Annotated in this window: 17 protein-coding genes; 10 read left to right on the top strand and 7 right to left on the bottom strand. The window is 42.6% G+C overall.

Annotated features, from left to right (window positions below):
- Positions 1 to 102: 102 nt before the first annotated feature.
- The gene (locus CJ190_RS06150) at positions 103 to 672 is read right to left on the bottom strand and encodes a nucleotidyltransferase family protein (protein ID WP_070597891.1); all 570 of its coding nucleotides are present in this window, start codon (positions 670 to 672) and stop codon (positions 103 to 105) included.
- A 249-nt stretch (positions 673 to 921) separates the two neighbouring features.
- Between CJ190_RS06150 and gshAB the strand changes: the two genes are divergently transcribed.
- From gshAB to CJ190_RS06115, 7 genes are all read left to right on the top strand, one after another.
- Positions 922 to 3,213: a bifunctional glutamate--cysteine ligase GshA/glutathione synthetase GshB gene (gshAB, locus tag CJ190_RS06145; protein ID WP_070597890.1), complete on the top strand. Its 2,292-nt coding sequence runs from the start codon at positions 922 to 924 to the stop codon at positions 3,211 to 3,213.
- 492 nt (positions 3,214 to 3,705) lie between these two features.
- Entirely contained in the window at positions 3,706 to 4,791 is a 1,086-nt protein-coding gene (locus CJ190_RS06140; RefSeq protein ID WP_064292762.1) for an ABC transporter ATP-binding protein, read from the top strand.
- On the top strand, positions 4,784 to 5,662 hold the full coding sequence (locus tag CJ190_RS06135; protein WP_070597889.1) for a carbohydrate ABC transporter permease: 879 nt from the start codon (positions 4,784 to 4,786) through the stop codon (positions 5,660 to 5,662). Before CJ190_RS06140 ends, CJ190_RS06135 begins: the two co-directional genes overlap by 8 nt.
- Complete coding sequence (locus CJ190_RS06130; RefSeq protein WP_064292760.1) at positions 5,659 to 6,498, top strand: carbohydrate ABC transporter permease; 840 nt, start codon at positions 5,659 to 5,661, stop codon at positions 6,496 to 6,498. Before CJ190_RS06135 ends, CJ190_RS06130 begins: the two co-directional genes overlap by 4 nt.
- Before the next feature lie 5 nt (positions 6,499 to 6,503).
- Complete coding sequence (locus CJ190_RS06125; protein ID WP_246818528.1) at positions 6,504 to 7,829, top strand: extracellular solute-binding protein; 1,326 nt, start codon at positions 6,504 to 6,506, stop codon at positions 7,827 to 7,829.
- 162 nt (positions 7,830 to 7,991) lie between these two features.
- Positions 7,992 to 8,672: an NAD(P)H-dependent oxidoreductase gene (locus CJ190_RS06120; protein WP_064292758.1), complete on the top strand. Its 681-nt coding sequence runs from the start codon at positions 7,992 to 7,994 to the stop codon at positions 8,670 to 8,672.
- Between the two features lie 9 nt (positions 8,673 to 8,681).
- A complete protein-coding gene (locus CJ190_RS06115) occupies positions 8,682 to 8,870 on the top strand; it encodes a hypothetical protein (protein ID WP_064292757.1) in 189 nt (62 codons plus the stop codon).
- Between the two features lie 112 nt (positions 8,871 to 8,982).
- Here the strand turns inward: CJ190_RS06115 and CJ190_RS06110 are convergent, their stop codons facing one another.
- From CJ190_RS06110 to pdxR, 3 genes are all read right to left on the bottom strand, one after another.
- Entirely contained in the window at positions 8,983 to 10,512 is a 1,530-nt protein-coding gene (locus tag CJ190_RS06110; protein WP_101602523.1) for an IS1182 family transposase, read from the bottom strand.
- A gap of 150 nt (positions 10,513 to 10,662) precedes the next feature.
- Entirely contained in the window at positions 10,663 to 11,217 is a 555-nt protein-coding gene (locus CJ190_RS06105; RefSeq protein ID WP_064292756.1) for a GNAT family N-acetyltransferase, read from the bottom strand.
- Between the two features lie 87 nt (positions 11,218 to 11,304).
- Positions 11,305 to 12,702 (bottom strand): MocR-like pyridoxine biosynthesis transcription factor PdxR, encoded by a 1,398-nt coding sequence (gene pdxR, locus CJ190_RS06100; protein WP_064292755.1) that lies wholly within the window; start codon positions 12,700 to 12,702, stop codon positions 11,305 to 11,307.
- A gap of 118 nt (positions 12,703 to 12,820) precedes the next feature.
- Between pdxR and pdxS the strand changes: the two genes are divergently transcribed.
- The 3 genes from pdxS (at position 12,821) to CJ190_RS06085 (ending at position 15,964) form a co-directional block, all read left to right on the top strand.
- Entirely contained in the window at positions 12,821 to 13,696 is an 876-nt protein-coding gene (pdxS, locus tag CJ190_RS06095) for a pyridoxal 5'-phosphate synthase lyase subunit PdxS (protein WP_064292754.1), read from the top strand.
- A 1-nt stretch (position 13,697) separates the two neighbouring features.
- The gene (gene pdxT / locus CJ190_RS06090) at positions 13,698 to 14,282 is read left to right on the top strand and encodes a pyridoxal 5'-phosphate synthase glutaminase subunit PdxT (protein ID WP_064292753.1); all 585 of its coding nucleotides are present in this window, start codon (positions 13,698 to 13,700) and stop codon (positions 14,280 to 14,282) included.
- Positions 14,283 to 14,434: 152 nt separating this feature from the next.
- Positions 14,435 to 15,964 carry an IS1182 family transposase gene (locus CJ190_RS06085; RefSeq protein ID WP_101602523.1) on the top strand — a complete coding sequence of 510 codons (1,530 nt, stop codon included), beginning with the start codon at positions 14,435 to 14,437 and terminating at the stop codon, positions 15,962 to 15,964.
- Between the two features lie 106 nt (positions 15,965 to 16,070).
- On the opposite strand, the gene CJ190_RS06080 is transcribed toward CJ190_RS06085, so the two are convergent.
- The 3 genes from CJ190_RS06080 to CJ190_RS06070 all read right to left on the bottom strand — a co-directional run bounded on the left by CJ190_RS06080 (position 16,071) and on the right by CJ190_RS06070 (position 18,383).
- Positions 16,071 to 16,577 carry a threonine/serine exporter family protein gene (locus tag CJ190_RS06080; RefSeq protein ID WP_070597934.1) on the bottom strand — a complete coding sequence of 169 codons (507 nt, stop codon included), beginning with the start codon at positions 16,575 to 16,577 and terminating at the stop codon, positions 16,071 to 16,073.
- 14 nt (positions 16,578 to 16,591) lie between these two features.
- The gene (locus tag CJ190_RS06075) at positions 16,592 to 17,356 is read right to left on the bottom strand and encodes a threonine/serine exporter family protein (protein ID WP_064292118.1); all 765 of its coding nucleotides are present in this window, start codon (positions 17,354 to 17,356) and stop codon (positions 16,592 to 16,594) included.
- 154 nt (positions 17,357 to 17,510) lie between these two features.
- Complete coding sequence (locus CJ190_RS06070; RefSeq protein WP_064292119.1) at positions 17,511 to 18,383, bottom strand: DUF975 family protein; 873 nt, start codon at positions 18,381 to 18,383, stop codon at positions 17,511 to 17,513.
- Positions 18,384 to 18,528 lie beyond the last annotated feature (145 nt).

Here is an 18,528-nt window from a genome sequence, read left to right as displayed (position 1 = left end):
ATAAAATTCCTATAATACTTGTGTGCCGTATACTTAATAAAGCAGCCAGTGCTTGAAAGCTCCTGTCTCTGTGACTAGGATTGCTCAATCGCTGGCTGCTTTTTAGTTTTGCTCTATGTTTTCAATAGAAAGTTGTGGCCAGTTTTTTTGCCAATTTTTCTTCTTAATACGTTCTTGGTAAACGTTTAGTCGGTCGCTATTCGCTAGGAAGTGAGGGGTGGGGGAGACTCTAAAGTGGATAATATCCTCATAACCATAAGGGGCATAACATTCGACCTGACCCTTTTCATCTAAGCGCGCCGCAATGGCCGTACACTTTTCCGGAAACTTGCTGACCGCATCTTTCGATGAAGTATATCTTTTACTATGGGGACTATGTTTGTGCATATAATATTGATTTCTGACCTCCCAATTATAGCGGGGGTATCTTTCTTTGATGCTTTTTTCGATATTTAGGGTTTCTTGGTAGGAGATGTTTTCGTCATAGAAGATGACATCAATATCTGAAAAATAAATACTCTCGCTAAGATCCTTTTGACTTAAATAGTTCCAAATATAATTACGTAAGCTGTCTGCGCAGAGCCAAGAATCCGGTAGATGAAATGATTGAATAATTTTAAGTAGCTCCATGAGTTCTGGGCTTGATTCAATGATATTTTTGATATCAATCATTTTAGAAGCGTCCTTTCTCCTTACTAATCAGTACAATCATTTTTCTTTACCTATAGATAATAATGTAATCAGTCCGGCAGTGCTAGTAAATAATAGCCAGATCAAGGTTAGGGTTCAAGCTTGATATCAAATTAGTAAGGAAAATTTAATAACAAAAAGTAAGCTAAACACTTTTTCCCATTATCTAATCGTGGTAAAGTTAAGGAAATAGTCTAAGTACCACAAGTACTATTAGGGAGAAAACAAGTTATGAATCAATTACAAGCCTATATCAAAAATGAAAACACCGCTGCCTTATTCGAAAATACCTCCATTGGTATTGAAAAAGAAGGCCACCGGGTAACGCCAGAAGGACAGATTGCCCAAACGCCCCATCCTCAAAGAGTGGATGGCTCGAGTGAAAACCAGTATATCCAGCGCGACTTTGCTGAATCACAAACAGAATTGGTCTCACCCCCTGTGATTGGCCGTGAAGAGGGTGTGCTCCAGTGGATGCACGCGATCTATGATGTCACCATTAGGCATCTAGATAATGAAGAGGCTATCTGGCCTTACAGTATGCCGCCACAATTACCTAGTGATGACCAAATTAAGGTAGCCCAATTGGATGACCCTGCCGCAGTGGATTACCGGGAATACCTAGTAGGAGCCTATGGGAAGAAATTGCAAATGATTTCTGGCCTCCACTATAACTTTGGTCTGGATCCTGACTTTATTAAGGGGTTTTACCAGGCTGGATATAGTGACTATGACAACCTATTTGATACCCAAAACGCCCTCTACTTAAAATTGGCCCGTAATTTTCTACGCTACCAATGGGTCATTGTCTACTTCTTGGGTGCTAGTCCCTATGCCCACGATTCTTTCTTTGAACCGGGAGTAGAACCTGTTGGCCATCCAGTGCGTAGTATCCGCAATTCTGAGCACGGCTATGTTAACCATGAAGATGTCCATGTTTCCTACCACGATTTGGAAACCTATATCACAACCCTAGAAAATAATGTCAAAACTGGTCATCTCATTGCTGAAAAGGAATTTTATTCCAATGTACGTTTACGGGGTGGGGCTAAGGTTCGAGACCTCCTCCATACTGGGATCAAGTACTTGGAAGTCCGCAATACTGATATCCAAGGCGATGCCCCTTATGGGATTCAATTAAGGGAGCTTGTCTTTATTAAATACTTCTTACTCTACCTGCTCTGGATCGATGAAATGGCGGATGACCCTGAAATTGAAGAGGGCGTTAAGATTAAAACTCAAGTGGCTAATGAAGATCCTTTCAGTCAAACGGTCTATTATGAAGAAGGCCAACGGATCGTAAAAGGCTTGCGTGAAATGCTAACAGACTTAGCAGTGAGCCAAGATAAAGTAGATTTAATCGAAGAAATTCTCCACCGCCTGGAGGCTCCAGAAGAAACCCCAGCAGCCCGAATTGTCACAGCCTATCCGACTGTGGAGGACTGGTTAGCGTCTGGCTTGGCAATTGCTAAAAAGAACCGTAAAAATGCTCTGAAGGCCCCTTATCAATTAGGTGGCTTTACCGATATGGAACTATCTACCCAGATCTTTATAGCTGATGCGATTCGATCAGGGATCCAAGTGGAAATATTAGACCGAACAGATAACTTACTCCGCCTTTCTGTTGGCGATCATATTGAATATGTTAAGAATGGTAATATCACCAGCAAGGATACTTATATTTCCCACTACCTCTTAGCTAATAAAGAGGTCACCAAACAAATTATTCAAGAGGCGGGTTTCCAAGCCCCTCAATCACGGACCTATTACAGTCTCAGTGAAGTTGAGGCGGCAGCTGGTTTCTATCTCGACCGTCCCTTAGTAGTCAAACCCAAATCGACTAATATGGGGATCGGCATTTCCATCTTTAAGCAAGGACCCAGTCGTGAAGAGCTCCTAGAGGCCTGTCGAATTGCCTTTGAAGCTGACGATAGTGTGCTCTTAGAAGACTATGTGCCAGGGGTAGAGTACCGCTTCTTTGTCCTGGATGGCAAGACCATTGCTGTTTTACTCAGAGTGCCTGCTAATGTGGTTGGCAATGGGAAGGCGACTATCGCTCAATTAGTCGCTGAGAAGAATAAAGACCCTAAACGAGGCTTAGACCACCGCACCCCATTGGAAAAAATTCAATTGGGAGATATTGAAGCTTTAAATCTTAAACAACAGGACTTAACCTTCGACAGTGTCTTAGAAGAAGGGCAAAAGGCCTACTTAAGAGAAAACTCCAATATTTCCACTGGAGGCGACTCGATCGATGTCACAGACCAAGTCCATCCGTCCTATCTTGACATCGCCAGTCAGATGGCTCAAGCCTTAGGCGTTAATATCACTGGGATTGATTTAATGATCCAAGACATTACCAAAGCTGCCCAAGTCAGCGAAAAAGGGGCCAATTATGGATTCATTGAGGCCAACTTCAACCCCATGATGATGATGCACGTCTATCCGGCTCAAGGCCAAGGGGTCCGGGTGACTGAAGCCTTACTCCATTATCTCTTCCCTGAAAAAGGCTTCTTGAAATAGAGTGCGACAAGCCCGTCAAAGAGCAAGACCGCTGGAACGGGTTTGAATAGAGTGTGACAAAATTAAAGTAAGGAAAAAAGGCTCAGTTTAGAAACTGGGCCTTTTCACATGATCAATTGTATCTACAAGCTAGTCACAAAACAGGGATTTTGTGCTTTGTAGCCATGCTTTCATAAGTAATGGATTATGAAAGCAATGAAAAAATTATTAGGAGTCTAGTTTACTGATTTTTAGCTTGCTTGTCAACGGTTTTATCGATCACTGTTGCATGCAAAATGCAATATTCCCCCTGTCAATTGCTAGCTAGTCAGGGCTAAATGAGTTTAGCATTCCTTTATTGGAGGAGTGTATTTAATGAAAATTTAAAAAATATATGTTAAAGTAGGATTGACGTACGTTTGTTCGATTGTAATTGAGAGATTAATCAGTAGCTTGGGTATTGCTTATTCCTTACTGATTAGTCCCTGTTTCTTTAAGATAGGGGGATAATTAATGTCAACAATTGAATTGAAAAATGTGAGTAAACGTTATCCGGGCAATAAAAATTACTCCGTCAGAAACTTTAATTTAGATGTTGGTGACGGTGAATTTATTGTCTTTGTCGGTCCATCGGGTTGTGGTAAATCAACTACCTTGCGGATGATTGCCGGCTTGGAAGAGATTAGCCAAGGTGACTTATTAATTGATGGTGAAGTGGTGAACAATAAAGATGCCAAGGACCGCAATATTGCCATGGTCTTTCAAAATTATGCACTCTTTCCACACTTATCGGTTGCCGACAATATTGGCTTTGGCTTAAAAATTAGAAAGGTCGACAAGACTACCCGTCAAAAAGCGGTCAAAGAGGCTGCTGAATTGGTGGGCTTAAGTGACTATTTAGATAAAAAACCAGGTGCCTTATCAGGCGGTCAGATGCAACGGGTTGCCCTTGCCAGAGCCATTGTTAAGTCAGCTGGTATTTTATTGATGGATGAACCTTTGAGTAACTTGGATGCTAAGCTTCGGGTGCAGATGCGGAGTGAGATTGTTAATTTACAAAAGCACCTCCATGCGACCACTGTTTACGTGACCCACGACCAAGCCGAAGCCATGACTATGGCTGACCGGATTGTGGTTATGAACCAGGGAGAAATCCAACAAATTGGGGCACCTTGGGAAGTCTACAACAATCCTAAGAACCTCTTTGTGGCAACCTTCTTAGGCACACCGCCAATGAACACCATCCAAGCCCACGTCAAAGAGGGCAAGATTTTATCCAAAACCGACCGGGTCTTAGTCGACCACTTACCAGGTGATTTTTCTGAAGGCCAAGATATTGTGGTCGGCTTTAGGCCAGAAAAAGCCCAAGTGACGGATAATTCTGACCAGGCCCACTTTACTGGGACTATCCAGATGGTAGAACTCCTAGGTGCTGACTACGATCTCCATATCAAGTTAGAAGTCTCCCAAGTGATCATTAAAGAATCGACCGATAAGCGCTATGAACCTGGTCAAGAAATTGCCTTTAATCTGGATAGTAAGGACCTCTACTACTTCGACAAGGAAAGTGGAGAAAGATTGGTGACTGAAAATGATTAAAGACATGACTAAAAAACAGTGGCTCATTTATATTCTAGTCCCACTCCTGCCTTTATTGATTTTCTGGTTCTTACCAATGTTTATTTCCCTTTTCATTTCTTTTACTAACTGGGACTATATTTCACCAACTTATGACGTTGTCGGGATTGAAAACTACACCGACCTCATCACTTCTGAAGAATTTGCCTCATCCTTATGGAATACGGTGGTATTTTCACTAGGGACAGTGATACCGACTTTAGTGATCGGCTTTTTATTAGCACTCTTATTAATTCGGCAAAAATTCATGCATAATTTCATCCAGGCCTGTCTCTTTGCCCCTTGGGTAACGCCTATGGTCGCGGTTTCCATTGTTTGGTCCTGGATGTACCAACCAGAAGGACTTATCAATAATCTCTTAGCCCATATCGGGGTCTCGGGACCGGATTGGTTGTCTTCGTCCACCTTTGCCATGGTTGCCGTGATCATTGTGACGGTTTGGAAGAATGCGGGCTGGGCCATGTTATTTTATTCCACGGCCATGTCCAGTATTTCACCAGCTTATGATGAAGTCTGTGACATTGCTGGGGCCAGTTACTGGCAAAGAATTCGGACGATTTACTTCCCCATGACCCTACCAACGACCCTCTTTTTATCGGTGATTACCTTAATTTCTTCTATCCAAGCATACGACCAAATTAACGTCTTAACCCAAGGTGGGCCAGCTGGGGCGACACGAACCTTGCTGTATATGTTCTATCAACTCGCCTTTGAAGAGTTTAACATGGGTAAGGCAACGGCCTTGTCAGTGATTATGTTAGTTATTACTGGTTTCTTAGCCTTTGCGATCTTTAGTTTACAAGGTCACTACCGTAAGGAGGGTATGGCATGAGAAATAAAAAATGGGATAGTAAGGGAATTATTCGTTCCATCTTACTCTTATTCTTCAGCTTTTTAATGGTTTATCCTTTATTATGGATGGCGTCAAATGCCTTTAAAGAGGCGGCCACCATCCTATCTAATCCGGCGTCCTTAGCCCCTGACTTTCTTTCCTTTAAGAACTTTGCGGGCGTCTTTGAATTAGGGCCCTTTGATCTTTATATCTTTAACAGTATTTTTACTGCCTTAGTCATTGTTATTGTGCAGCTAATCCTCAGTGCTTTAATGGCTTATGGTTTGGTATTCTTCCACTTTAAAGGCAAGAAATTCCTCTATACTTCGATCTTATTAACCTATATGTTACCGGTGGCTACTACCTATGTACCATCCTTTGTGATTCTAGCGCAGATGGGTCTCTTAGATACCTTAACCGGTCTGATTGTATCCAATATCGCTAGTGTCTTCTCAATTTTTTATCTGGTGCAGACCTTCCGTTCCGTGCCGATTGAATTAGTTGAAGCTGGCCAAGTAGAGGGGGCTAATTCTTGGCAAATCTTATGGCGGATTATCGTTCCCTATTCACGCTCAGCGATCTTAACCACCGCCTTGATTAACTTCGTAACCCACTACAATAACTACATGTGGCCATCCCTAATCATTTCTAGTGAGGCTAAGATGCTGGTATCCAATGGTTTGAACCAGCTCTTTACCACTCAAGGGAACTTTATCGATAACCTCCCACGGCTGATGGCAGCCAATACCTTGGTTGTGGTTCCCTTACTGATCCTCTTTATCCTCCTACAAAAATGGTTCGTACAAGGGATTTCTGGCTCAGGGACGAAAGGATGATCAAGATGAAGAAATTTGTAAAGATTTTACTGACCCTGTTTACCGTCTTGCTGTGTCTGGGAGGGTGTTCCCAGCAAGCTCAGGAAGCCTTAGCTGAATATGACCGCAAGCATAGTGACCAAACCAGTGGTGACCGGGTGGAAATAGAATTTTGGTATGGGCTGGGTTCCATTGCCGGGCAAACCATGGAGGAAATTATTGAGGACTTCAATAATAGTCAAGACCAAGTCCGCGTGATCGGTGTGGCTCAGGCCAATTATGATGAAACCTATCAGAAACTCCAAGCAGCTATTGCAGCTGATATTGCTCCGGCTGTGGTTTTATCGGATGACATCGTGGAACAATCGGACTCGCAAATTCTCAAACCTCTCAACGACTTCATGGGTTCTACCATGGATCCTGATGATTTCCTGCCGGTTTTTATGGACTTAGCCATTTCTGACGGTCAAGTTTACGGATTCCCAGCTTTTGGGACTACCCAGGTTATGTATTATCGTAAGGATATCTTAGAAGAGGCGGGAATTGATCCTGATGACATGTATGCTTCTTGGAAAAACGTGATGGCCTATTCTAAGCAACTCCAAGAAGATGGCTATGTCGAAAATGGTCACCAGTTAATGTGGGGGACCGATAATTTGATTGATATCGCCTATAGTTCTGGCGGGCAAATTATTTCTGATGATGGCACCCAGGTCCTCATTGACCAGGCCCCCTGGGTTGATTCCTGGAACTTTATCCGGGAAAATATCCATGACGGCACCAGTCCCATTGAATCTGGCGGTCAAGGTTGGGAATACTGGTATCGAACCATTGACAATGTGATGACTGGTAAATCCATCGGCTATACCGGGTCTTCTGGGGATAAGGCGGACCTTGACTTTGATATTATTGGGTCAGCAGAACAACCGGGCTATAATGGTCATGAGCCACGTCCCATGTCGGAAGGTTTATACTTAGCCGTCCCTGACCAAGCTTCTGACCAAGAAGCTCAGGCGGCTTTTGAATGGATCAAATATTTTACCAGTCCCCAAGTCCAAGCTGACTGGACCAAGGCGGTGGGTTATGTCCCGGTCCGTGTTGACGAAACCATGAATAAGGTGCCTGGCTTTAGTGAATTCTTAGCTGAAAACCCGGCCTATAAGACACCGATGGACCAATCCACCCATGCTTCTTATAGCTTCGCAGATCCAACCGGTGGTAAAATTTATCAAGCCCTTTCTGACGCTCGGGATAAGGTCGAACTGCAAAATATCCCAGCAGAAGAAGCCTTAGCTGAAGCCCAAGAAACCGCCCAAAAAGCCCTCGACCAAGTTAATGCTAGGGAAGATTAATAAAAAATTACAGGAAAAGCCAAGTTAGGAAAAACTGACTTGGCTTTTTTAATGATTAACTTTAACATGGCTTATAAAACTGTTTTCTGAGCTAGTTGGACTGCTAAGCTTTGAGTGATTTGTTACAATAGAAAGCGAACCAGGAAAAAGGAGATGGATAGAGTGACAGTAAGCATTTTTTGTGGACATCCTGACTTGGAAAATTCCAGCAGCCATCAATTTCTGAGGGCGGCCTGTCCCGAAGAAATTCATTTTATTCCTATCCCAACCGACTATGATGAGCACTTTATCCAAGAATCCCAAGAAATCTTGTTGAAGAGTGAACGGATTTATTTACAGTTCCCCCTCTATTGGTACCAAGCACCTGGGCACTTGGTGCAATGGTTACAGGACCTGCTAAGTGATGACTTTCTGGACCAGAACGGTAAGCGGCTCGTTGGGAAATCATTGGGCTTGATAGTGACTGTGGGGAGCCCCTTATCTTATTACCAGGCTGGCGGGAAGAACAATGTCAGCTTATCAACCCTCTTTAGCCCCTATCAAACCCTGTGTCAGACCTTAAAGTGGGAGTTTCTACCTGCCTTTATCCTCAGCCAGTACCACTATCTCAGTGAGGCTGACCAATTCAAACACTATGTCGCCTTTCAATACTATCTCTTGAATCCCAAGCGGGGCGGTTTTAGTCAAAGGAGCCGTTGGTTAATCGATCGTTTAAGAAGTCGCCAGGAAGACTTTTCTCCTGAACTTAGCAGCAAAGTCGACTTATTGATCGATGCCTGGGAAGGGCGATTGGATGAATTAGAAATGTTGGACGCTGAATTGCCAAAAACCACCCGACATTAGGAGGTTATTATGATTGAAAATGATCCGTTAGGCCCTTGGGCCAAAGAAGTTCTCGAGAAGTCCCAAAAGGAAAGTCAGGACTACGGCCAACGTGCCTATCTTGCAGCCTGCCAAGCGGCTATTGAAGCCCTGGACTTACGTTACCAGCAAGCAAGCGGGCAATTAGATGGCCTGTCTTGGGACAAGGAAAATTGGTAAAAATTTCTCCTTGAAAATCAATATAAGCATTGAAAAGAGTCTGGGACAAAAGTCTACGGACTATAAAAAAAAGAGAATCTACAAATTACTTAAGCGTGATTTGTAGATTCTCTTATTTTCTTGCTTTTATTTTGCTATATTTTTTCAAATTATTGGCCATGAAGGCCAATCCAACATCAGTTTTAACCTTTGTTTTCCCTCTGAGGTTAAATCGAGTGAACCCTAAAATAGCCTTTATCTGGCCAAAAACTGGTTCAACGTCAATTTTCCGTTTGGAAAAGAGCCTAGATCCTTCTTCAGATAAAAGCTTCTGTGTTTCTATATTCTTTAATTCCTGATAGTTTTTATTATAGTAAAGCGCCTTTTGCGGCGCATTTTCTGGATCCAAAGGCTTATAAACCTGAATTTCAGAAATATAACCACTCATTTTATTTTTTCGTTTTTGGAGATGACTAAAGAAATAAACCGTGCCATCAGGATGTGTGAAAGTATTACTTTGCTTATCGTAACTCCAATTATCCATATTTTTAGCTGATTTTTTATGTTTCTTTTTCTGCTCTTTATCAAACCGATTGTATTTAATCAAATGGTTAATTTTATGGTTATCTAAATAAGTAAGGTTTTCTTCGCTACCATAACCAGCATCAGCTACAATGCATTTCGGGGAATTAGGAAAACTTTCAACAAAGGGTTGTAAAGTCCGCGTATCCGTCGGATTGTGGAAAATATCATAATGAAGGACAAATTGGTTTTCAGTCGCTACTTGGATATTATATCCCGCTTTCAATTGCCCATTCATCATATGGTCATCTTTCATTCGCATGAACGTAGCATCAGGATCTGTTTTTGAATAGCTATTTCTTCCGTTAAATGTTTCAAACTGTTTGGCATACTTTTGTTTGCGAGGTAGAAAATCTTGACTCACTTTACGGTAATGTTTTTTCAAACGACGACGTTCTTGTTTACGTTGATCCGGCCCTTTTACAGGAGTTTCCTCAATATCTTCAGTGAGTTTATCGATTTCTTCCTTAAGCACTTTAGATATCTCTTGAAGCATCGTTTCTTCTAGATCTAAATTTTCATCATATTGGATGCCGGCATCAACCATCGGTTGAATTTCATTAAAGTAATATTCACGTGAGGTCACTTTTAATCGTTCTGCATATTTTTCAGTTGCCTTTTTCCAAACAAAAGAATATTTATTGGCATTCGCTTCAATTTTAGTTCCATCGATAAAGCAATTTTCTAAATGAATTAATTTCTCTAACTTTAACTGAGTGGTAAACTCAACGAATAGATTTTCTAATAAAGATCTGCAATTTTCTGAAGAACGGAAGCGATTAATCGTTCGATAGCTAATAACTTGTTGAGCGACTAGCCACTGCATGGGTAAATTTTCAACCATCAGTTCCTCTATTTTTCTTCCGCTAAATACGCCTTTACTATAAGCATATAGAAGTGCCATGATTAAAGGCTTTGGATGATAGGCAGGGCGGCCGTCCTGCGTACTGAAGCTTTCAAAGTATTTTTCATCCAGAGACTCAATAAAATTATAGATTGAAAATACAATATGATCTGGATCGATACATGCAGATAATTCTAGTGGAAGTGTTGTTTGATTCATGTTATATTGTATGTACATAAGAAGCACCCCTTAATCTTTAGTGTGGTTACTAATATTATAACAGGGTGCTTTTTTAATACCTAATTTTAAGTAAAAGGGTTAAGAAATTAGTGAAAACTAACTTCTTAACCCTTTTTGTTTTGAGACTTTTGTCCCAGCCTCTTTGTTTTACCGATAGTAATCTTCCCTCAAAAGACCGTAGTAAGCGGCATCGCAGAGGCCTTGGTTGTTACGGTCAGCTTGGCGGAGGGTCCCTTCATAAACTAAGCCGCAATGCTCCATGACCTTGCCAGATGCTGGATTCTTGGGGTCGTGCATGGATTCAATCCGGTTGACCCCAACTTCATCAAAGAAGAAAGGAATAATCCGCTCAAGGGCTTCGGTGGTTATCCCTAAACCCCACCATTTTCGGCCGATAGCATAGCCGATATGGACGGCAGAAATTTTTTCTTTGACATCAACGGCAGAAATGCTACCGATCACTTCATTGCTCGCCTTTAAAACAATGGCCCACTGGTAAAAGTTCGGCTGACTATAGTTAGCTACCCATTGAGAAATAACTTCTTTAGTGACATCTGGAGACTGGTGACTGGGCCAGGTTAAGTACTTGGTGACTTCCGGGTCACTGGTCCAGTGCTGGTAGGCCTGGTCGACATCAGTCATTGCAAAGGGGCGTAAGATGAGGCGTTGGCTTTCTAGTTGTTGGCTACCTAAATGATTCATAATAATTAACCTCCCCAAAAGTTAATTCATTATATATCATTCCCCTTCAAAAAACTAGCCAACTCGGCGTTGCTGGCTAGAAAGAGACTAGGAAAATAATTCTGTCTTAACGATGGCAAGGGCTTCCTGGAGTTTACTGAGGTCAACGGCAGCATCATTTAAGAGAAAGAGCTGGCGACTTTTCGCCACTGGCTCCATATCATAGTCGGAGACACTCTTAATCCCAATGCCCTGCTTAAGCAAACGGTCTTTTACTTCTCCATCAGACAAGGAAGTCTGCAATTTTAAGACCAGGTGGAGACCGGTTTCGCCTTCGATGATTTGGCATTGGTCAGTAGAAAAGTGTTCTTTGATCAATTGGGTGACTTTTTCTCTTTTCTTACTATAGTGGCGGCGCATGCGGTTAATGTGCTTTTCGAAGTAGCCTTCTTGGATAAACTGGGCGAGACTGTACTGCTCAAAGGTTGACACGGTGCAGGAGTAGAAAGAGAGGTCCCGATAGAATTGGTTAGCCAGTTGGGCAGGGAGCACCATATAGGAAATGCGAATGGTCGGAGCCAGGGACTTGGAGAAGGTGTTGAGATAGATTACTTTGGCGCTGGCATCAATGCTTTGCAGGGTGGGAAGGGGCTTACCGTGAAAGCGAAATTCACTATCATAGTCATCCTCAATAAGGTAACGGTCACTGGCTTCACTGGTCCAGGCTAGCAATTGGTAGCGGCGACTGACCGGCATGGTGGTCCCAGTAGGAAAGTGATGGGTGGGATTAAGGTGGGCAATTTGGGCCTGCTGCTTCTCGAGTGCTTCAACCCGTAATCCCTGGTCATCGATCCCGGCTAAGCGACAGTCTACCCCTTGCTTGGTGTAGATTTGCCGGAGCTTGGGGTAGCCGGGATTTTCAATGCAGTAGATCTTATCCCGTCCTAAGAGCTGGATCAGTAAGCCGTAGAGGTATTCCGTTCCCGCTCCGACAATAATCTGCTTGGGGTCGACAGCCATCCCGCGAAAAGAAGCCAAGTGACTAGCAATCGCCTCCCTTAAGGCAGCCACGCCACCACCCAGGGGCGGTTTGAGTAGGTCAGCTTGGTAGTTGGCGATAGTGTCATGCATCATCCGATTCATAATCGAAAAGGGAAAACTATCCAACTGACTTTGCTTTTCGGAAAAGTTGAAAGTAAAGTGCTCTTCTTCAGGTAGGCGGATATGGTGGTCAACTTTTTCGCGTTCTTTGAGACTGGGGAGGCCTTGCCAATCATTGACATAATAGCCGCGTTTTTCCTGGCTATAGACCAGGCCTTCGATAATCAACTGGTCATAAGCATTTTCAACTGTAATGGTACTAACGCCTAAATTTCTCGCCAAGCTGCGCTTAGAAGGTAATTTTTCTTTATTGACCAGCTTACCGGCAATGATATCGCTTTTAATGGCTTGGTATAGTTGCTGATAGAGGGGGTTAGGGCCTTTTTTTAGATGGTAGGTTAACATCTTCATTTACTCCTTACTGGCTTCTTTTTTATTGTGACTTTGACTATTTGTCTAAGACCACTTTTGAATTATGATATAGCTTAACAAGCGACAAGCAACAAATCAAGGAGGTCATTAGATGACAAAGACACAATATGAATTAAACCAAGCCCTGGCCCAGATGCTAAAGGGTGGGGTAATTATGGATGTTACCACACCAGAACAAGCCCGCATTGCCGAAGCCGCTGGCGCTGCAGCAGTCATGGCCTTAGAGCGGATCCCCGCTGATATTCGGGCGGCCGGTGGGGTTTCTAGGATGAGTGATCCCAAGATGATCAAAGGCATCCAAGAGGCGGTATCGATTCCAGTTATGGCCAAGGTGCGGATTGGTCACTTTGTTGAAGCCCAAATCCTAGAAGCCATTGAGATTGACTATATTGATGAATCAGAAGTTCTTTCGCCGGCTGATGATGTTTACCATATTGATAAGACCGCCTTCAAGGTGCCTTTTGTTTGTGGGGCTCGTGACCTAGGCGAAGCCTTACGCCGGATTGAAGAAGGAGCCTCCATGATTCGAACCAAGGGGGAACCAGGAACAGGCGACGTGGTCCAAGCGGTCCGTCACTTACGAAAGATCAATGCCCAAATCCGTCAAGTAGCTTCCTTATCGCCAGATGAACTCTATGAAGCCGCCAAACAACTGAAAGTCCCTTATCACTTAGTCCAATATGTTCACGAACATGGCAAACTGCCTGTGGTTAACTTCTCTGCCGGTGGGGTAGCAACACCAGCCGATGCTGCCTTGATGATGCAATTAGGGGCGGAAGGGGTCTTTGTCGGGTCAGGAATCTTCAAGTCAGGAGACCCAGCCAAGCGGGCTGCTGCCATCGTCCAAGCCGTGACCAACTATCAAGATGCCCAATTAATTGCCCACTTATCCGAGGACTTGGGAGAAGCCATGGTGGGGATCAACCCAAGTGAAATTCAAATCATTATGGAAGAGCGAGGTCAGTAAGATGACCATCGCTGTACTCGCCCTCCAAGGGGCCTTCATTGAGCATGAGAATATCCTCCGCCAGCTGGGAGCCCAAGTCAAAGAAATTCGTCAACTAAAAGATTTGGATGATATTGATGGCCTCGTCCTACCGGGAGGAGAAAGTACGGTTCAGGGGCAATTGCTGGAAAAGTTAGGTCTATTAGAACCCGTGCGCCAATTGATCCAAGCTGGCCTACCAACCCTAGCCACCTGTGCTGGTTTAATTCTCTTGGCCGACCACATAGCTAATGACCCTAATCGCTACCTAGGAACCCTCCCCGTGACGGTGAAGCGGAATGCCTATGGCCGTCAACTGGGCAGTTTTGCCACTCAAAGTCAAGTGGGTCCCCTTAGCGATTACCCGGCAGTCTTTATTCGGGCTCCTTATGTTGCTGACTATGGCCCAGAAGTTGAAGTCCTCTCACAAGTGGATGGTAAGGTAGTAGGAGTTGAATATGAAAATCAAATTGGCCTAGCCTTCCATCCCGAATTAACTCAGGATTACCGGATTCATCAGTACTTTCTTCAAAAAGTGGAAGCCTTTAAGCAGGCAGCCATAAAATAAGTAAAAAAGAGGCTGGGACAAAAGTCTCAAAACAAAAAGGGTTAAGAAGTTAGTTTTCACTAATTTCTTAACCCTTTTACTTAAAATTAGGTATTAAAAAAGCACCCTGTTATAATATTAGTAACCACACTAAAGATTAAGGGGTGCTTCTTATGTACATACAATATAACATGAATCAAACAACACTTCCACTAGAATTATCTGCATGTATCGATCCAGATCATATTGTATTTTCAATCTATAATTTTATTGAGTCTCTGGATGAAAAATACTTTGAAAGCTTCAGTACGCAGGACGGCCGCCCTGCCTATCATCCAAAGCCTTTAATCATGGCACTTCTATATGCTTATAGTAAAGGCGTATTTAGCGGAAGAAAAATAGAGGAACTGATGGTTGAAAATTTACCCATGCAGTGGCTAGTCGCTCAACAAGTTATTAGCTATCGAACGATTAATCGCTTCCGTTCTTCAGAAAATTGCAGATCTTTATTAGAAAATCTATTCGTTGAGTTTACCACTCAGTTAAAGTTAGAGAAATTAATTCATTTAGAAAATTGCTTTATCGATGGAACTAAAATTGAAGCGAATGCCAATAAATATTCTTTTGTTTGGAAAAAGGCAACTGAAAAATATGCAGAACGATTAAAAGTGACCTCACGTGAATATTACTTTAATGAAATTCAACCGATGGTTGATGCCGGCATCCAATATGATGAAAATTTAGATCTAGAAGAAACGATGCTTCAAGAGATATCTAAAGTGCTTAAGGAAGAAATCGATAAACTCACTGAAGATATTGAGGAAACTCCTGTAAAAGGGCCGGATCAACGTAAACAAGAACGTCGTCGTTTGAAAAAACATTACCGTAAAGTGAGTCAAGATTTTCTACCTCGCAAACAAAAGTATGCCAAACAGTTTGAAACATTTAACGGAAGAAATAGCTATTCAAAAACAGATCCTGATGCTACGTTCATGCGAATGAAAGATGACCATATGATGAATGGGCAATTGAAAGCGGGATATAATATCCAAGTAGCGACTGAAAACCAATTTGTCCTTCATTATGATATTTTCCACAATCCGACGGATACGCGGACTTTACAACCCTTTGTTGAAAGTTTTCCTAATTCCCCGAAATGCATTGTAGCTGATGCTGGTTATGGTAGCGAAGAAAACCTTACTTATTTAGATAACCATAAAATTAACCATTTGATTAAATACAATCGGTTTGATAAAGAGCAGAAAAAGAAACATAAAAAATCAGCTAAAAATATGGATAATTGGAGTTACGATAAGCAAAGTAATACTTTCACACATCCTGATGGCACGGTTTATTTCTTTAGTCATCTCCAAAAACGAAAAAATAAAATGAGTGGTTATATTTCTGAAATTCAGGTTTATAAGCCTTTGGATCCAGAAAATGCGCCGCAAAAGGCGCTTTACTATAATAAAAACTATCAGGAATTAAAGAATATAGAAACACAGAAGCTTTTATCTGAAGAAGGATCTAGGCTCTTTTCCAAACGGAAAATTGACGTTGAACCAGTTTTTGGCCAGATAAAGGCTATTTTAGGGTTCACTCGATTTAACCTCAGAGGGAAAACAAAGGTTAAAACTGATGTTGGATTGGCCTTCATGGCCAATAATTTGAAAAAATATAGCAAAATAAAAGCAAGAAAATAAGAGAATCTACAAATCACGCTTAAGTAATTTGTAGATTCTCTTTTTTTTATAGTCCGTAGACTTTTGTCCCAGACTCTTTTTGTTGATTAGCGGTTTAATCGAAGAACTAAGACTTAGCCATTTTCATTTTTTCGGCCTTTTCTTTGGCCGCTTTTTTCTTTAAACGCCGGCGAGCTCGTTCTTGGCGTTGGCGACGGATTTGTTGTTCAGCTAGGTTAACAAACATAAAACCAAAAACGATGGCTCCAGATACCTTGAAAACGTCCATCAGGTAGGAGACACTTAACTGATAATTGCCTTGCACCGCATAACGAATAAATAGATAGGCTGCATTACCAGGAACCAAGGGCAGAATAGCGGGAGTATTCAAAATAATCACCGGTAAGCGCAGTTTGCGCGAGAGGTAAATATAGATAATCCCGATAACGATAGCGGCCATGAAGTTAGCGACGATTAAGTCCCCAAACCAGGACATGAAAAAGTAGTAGGTCATCCAACCACTGGCTCCCGTTAAGCCACAATAAATCAAAGCTCGCTTAGGCACATTGATAATGGTGGAAAAGGCGACCGTCCCAAAAAAGGACAGGGCGAACTGTTCAATAATGGTAAACATGGCTGAACTCCTTTCTAACCTAACCATTGCAAGGTGAGGGCAATACCGACACCGAGCACGATGGCAATTAAGATGGCGTTAACCGCTTGAACCATACCTGAAATTAACTGCCGAGCAAAAAGATCACGTAGGGCGCCAGTGATGGCCAGTCCAGGGAGGAGGGGCATGATACAGCCCGTGATCAAGGAGTCCAGGTTATTGACCAGACCTAGGCGGTTTAGGGACAAGGCTAAAAAGCCGATGACGGTAGTCGCAAAAAAGTCACTGAGGAAGGTAATTTCAAATTCTACCTTGCAGTACTCGGAAATAGCAAAACCAATGATGGCAATAGCGAAGGCAAAACCAATATCCCAGTAGTTGGTTGAGTCAATCATTAGCATAAAGGCGGCACTGGCGGCTCCCGCAGCTAACAATTGCACACTAAAGGGGAAGGTTTTTTCTTGCTTATCAACAGCCTGGAGCGCCTGATAGAGTTCTTCCAGGTTGAGTTTTCCTTCGGCGTAAGAGCGGGAAAGTTGGTTGGTGTCATCAATTTTGGCTAAGTCGGTGGAGGTCTTTTTGACTAGGACCATTTGCATGTCGGAGTGCTTATTTAAGCTCATAAAGACGGCCGTGTTGGTGACATAGGAGGCGGTGTCAAAACGGTGGCTGTTTTGGGCGATCCGCTGCATAGTATCTTCGACCCGGTAGGATTCGGAACCTGATTCCATCATGATCTTCCCGGCTAGTAAACAGGTAGATAAGAGTAAGTGGTTTTGTTCTTCGCTGATGGCTGCCATAGTAATCTCCTTCCTGGATAATTTGTGCCAGTCATTCACTCTCATTCTAGCATAGAAAGACTTTTGCTGGCCCTATTTAAACAATAGCACCTATAAAAAAGTGACCCACTGATTAGTGAGTCACTCTTAATCATTTATTTTGAAGCTTTTAATCTTAGTTAAATTGGCCTTCGATAATACCGCGTTCTTGTTCGAGACGGGCTTGGTAGAAGACTGCAGCGGCTACTTTTGAACGCAGGCCATAGTAAACGGAAACGAACACGATGAAGAGGGAGACAGCAAAGAAGAGAACTACCCCTAAGAAATTGAGTCCTGAACCATAGCTGGTGTCGACAGAGACGATAACCCCAAAACTCACAACGAGGGAGATGAAAATGAGCAGGTAGGCGATCCACTTATAGCTAAGCATCAAGCAGAAATATCTCCAGCGGTTGCCTCTCATTAAGCCCCAACTGGTCTTGATGACTTGGAAAGCACCCATCTCAGGTTCTTCTTTCAACAAGATAGGGGTCATGGCTAAGCTAATATTGACCCAATAAGCAATTAAGCCAATCAAAAGTCCCCCACCCACTAGGACAACAATGAGCCAGGCATCGTCAGAGCCAAAGACTAGAGAGGCAAAAACGAGGAGGGCAAAGGCTGTTAGAAGAGACATTAGCCAAATCACAATAATATTGACGATTTGCGATAATAGGCTAGTCCAAGCATTATGCCAGAAATTCTTCTTAAAGGGTCGGAACACACTCAAAGCTTGGTAGGGCGCACGGTTTTTAGCGGCGTCGACCAAGCCCCAGGTCATGCCATAGCTCAGCAGGGCGAAAATCAGGGTAGAAATCAAGGTGTTGACCAAGTCAATGGAATTCTCAGAGAACTGAAAACGGGCAAAGGTAAAGTCAGTAATTGACGCAATGGCAGAACTAAGAATCACAATAATAGCAAAGTCAGCCAGTAAAAACTTGAGACTTTTTGGGGTAATTTCCTTTTCTTCTTGACGGATCGCCCGATTAGGAAGCGCTAATTTATCCATAATAAACTCCTTTCTTGAGTTTAAGTGACTAATAATTTTCTTAAGTCTAGGATAACACAGCAGACTTTATTTAAAAATGAAAAAAATGAAGTTCCTCAAGTCATTAAATAGAGAATCGCTTGACTATTTTATACAAAGTGAACCA

It is taken from the genome of Aerococcus loyolae, from assembly GCF_002871915.2.
Lineage (GTDB): Bacteria > Bacillota > Bacilli > Lactobacillales > Aerococcaceae > Aerococcus > Aerococcus loyolae.
Note: the sequence above shows the minus strand (reverse complement) of the source record. Positions and strands in the feature narration are given on the sequence as shown.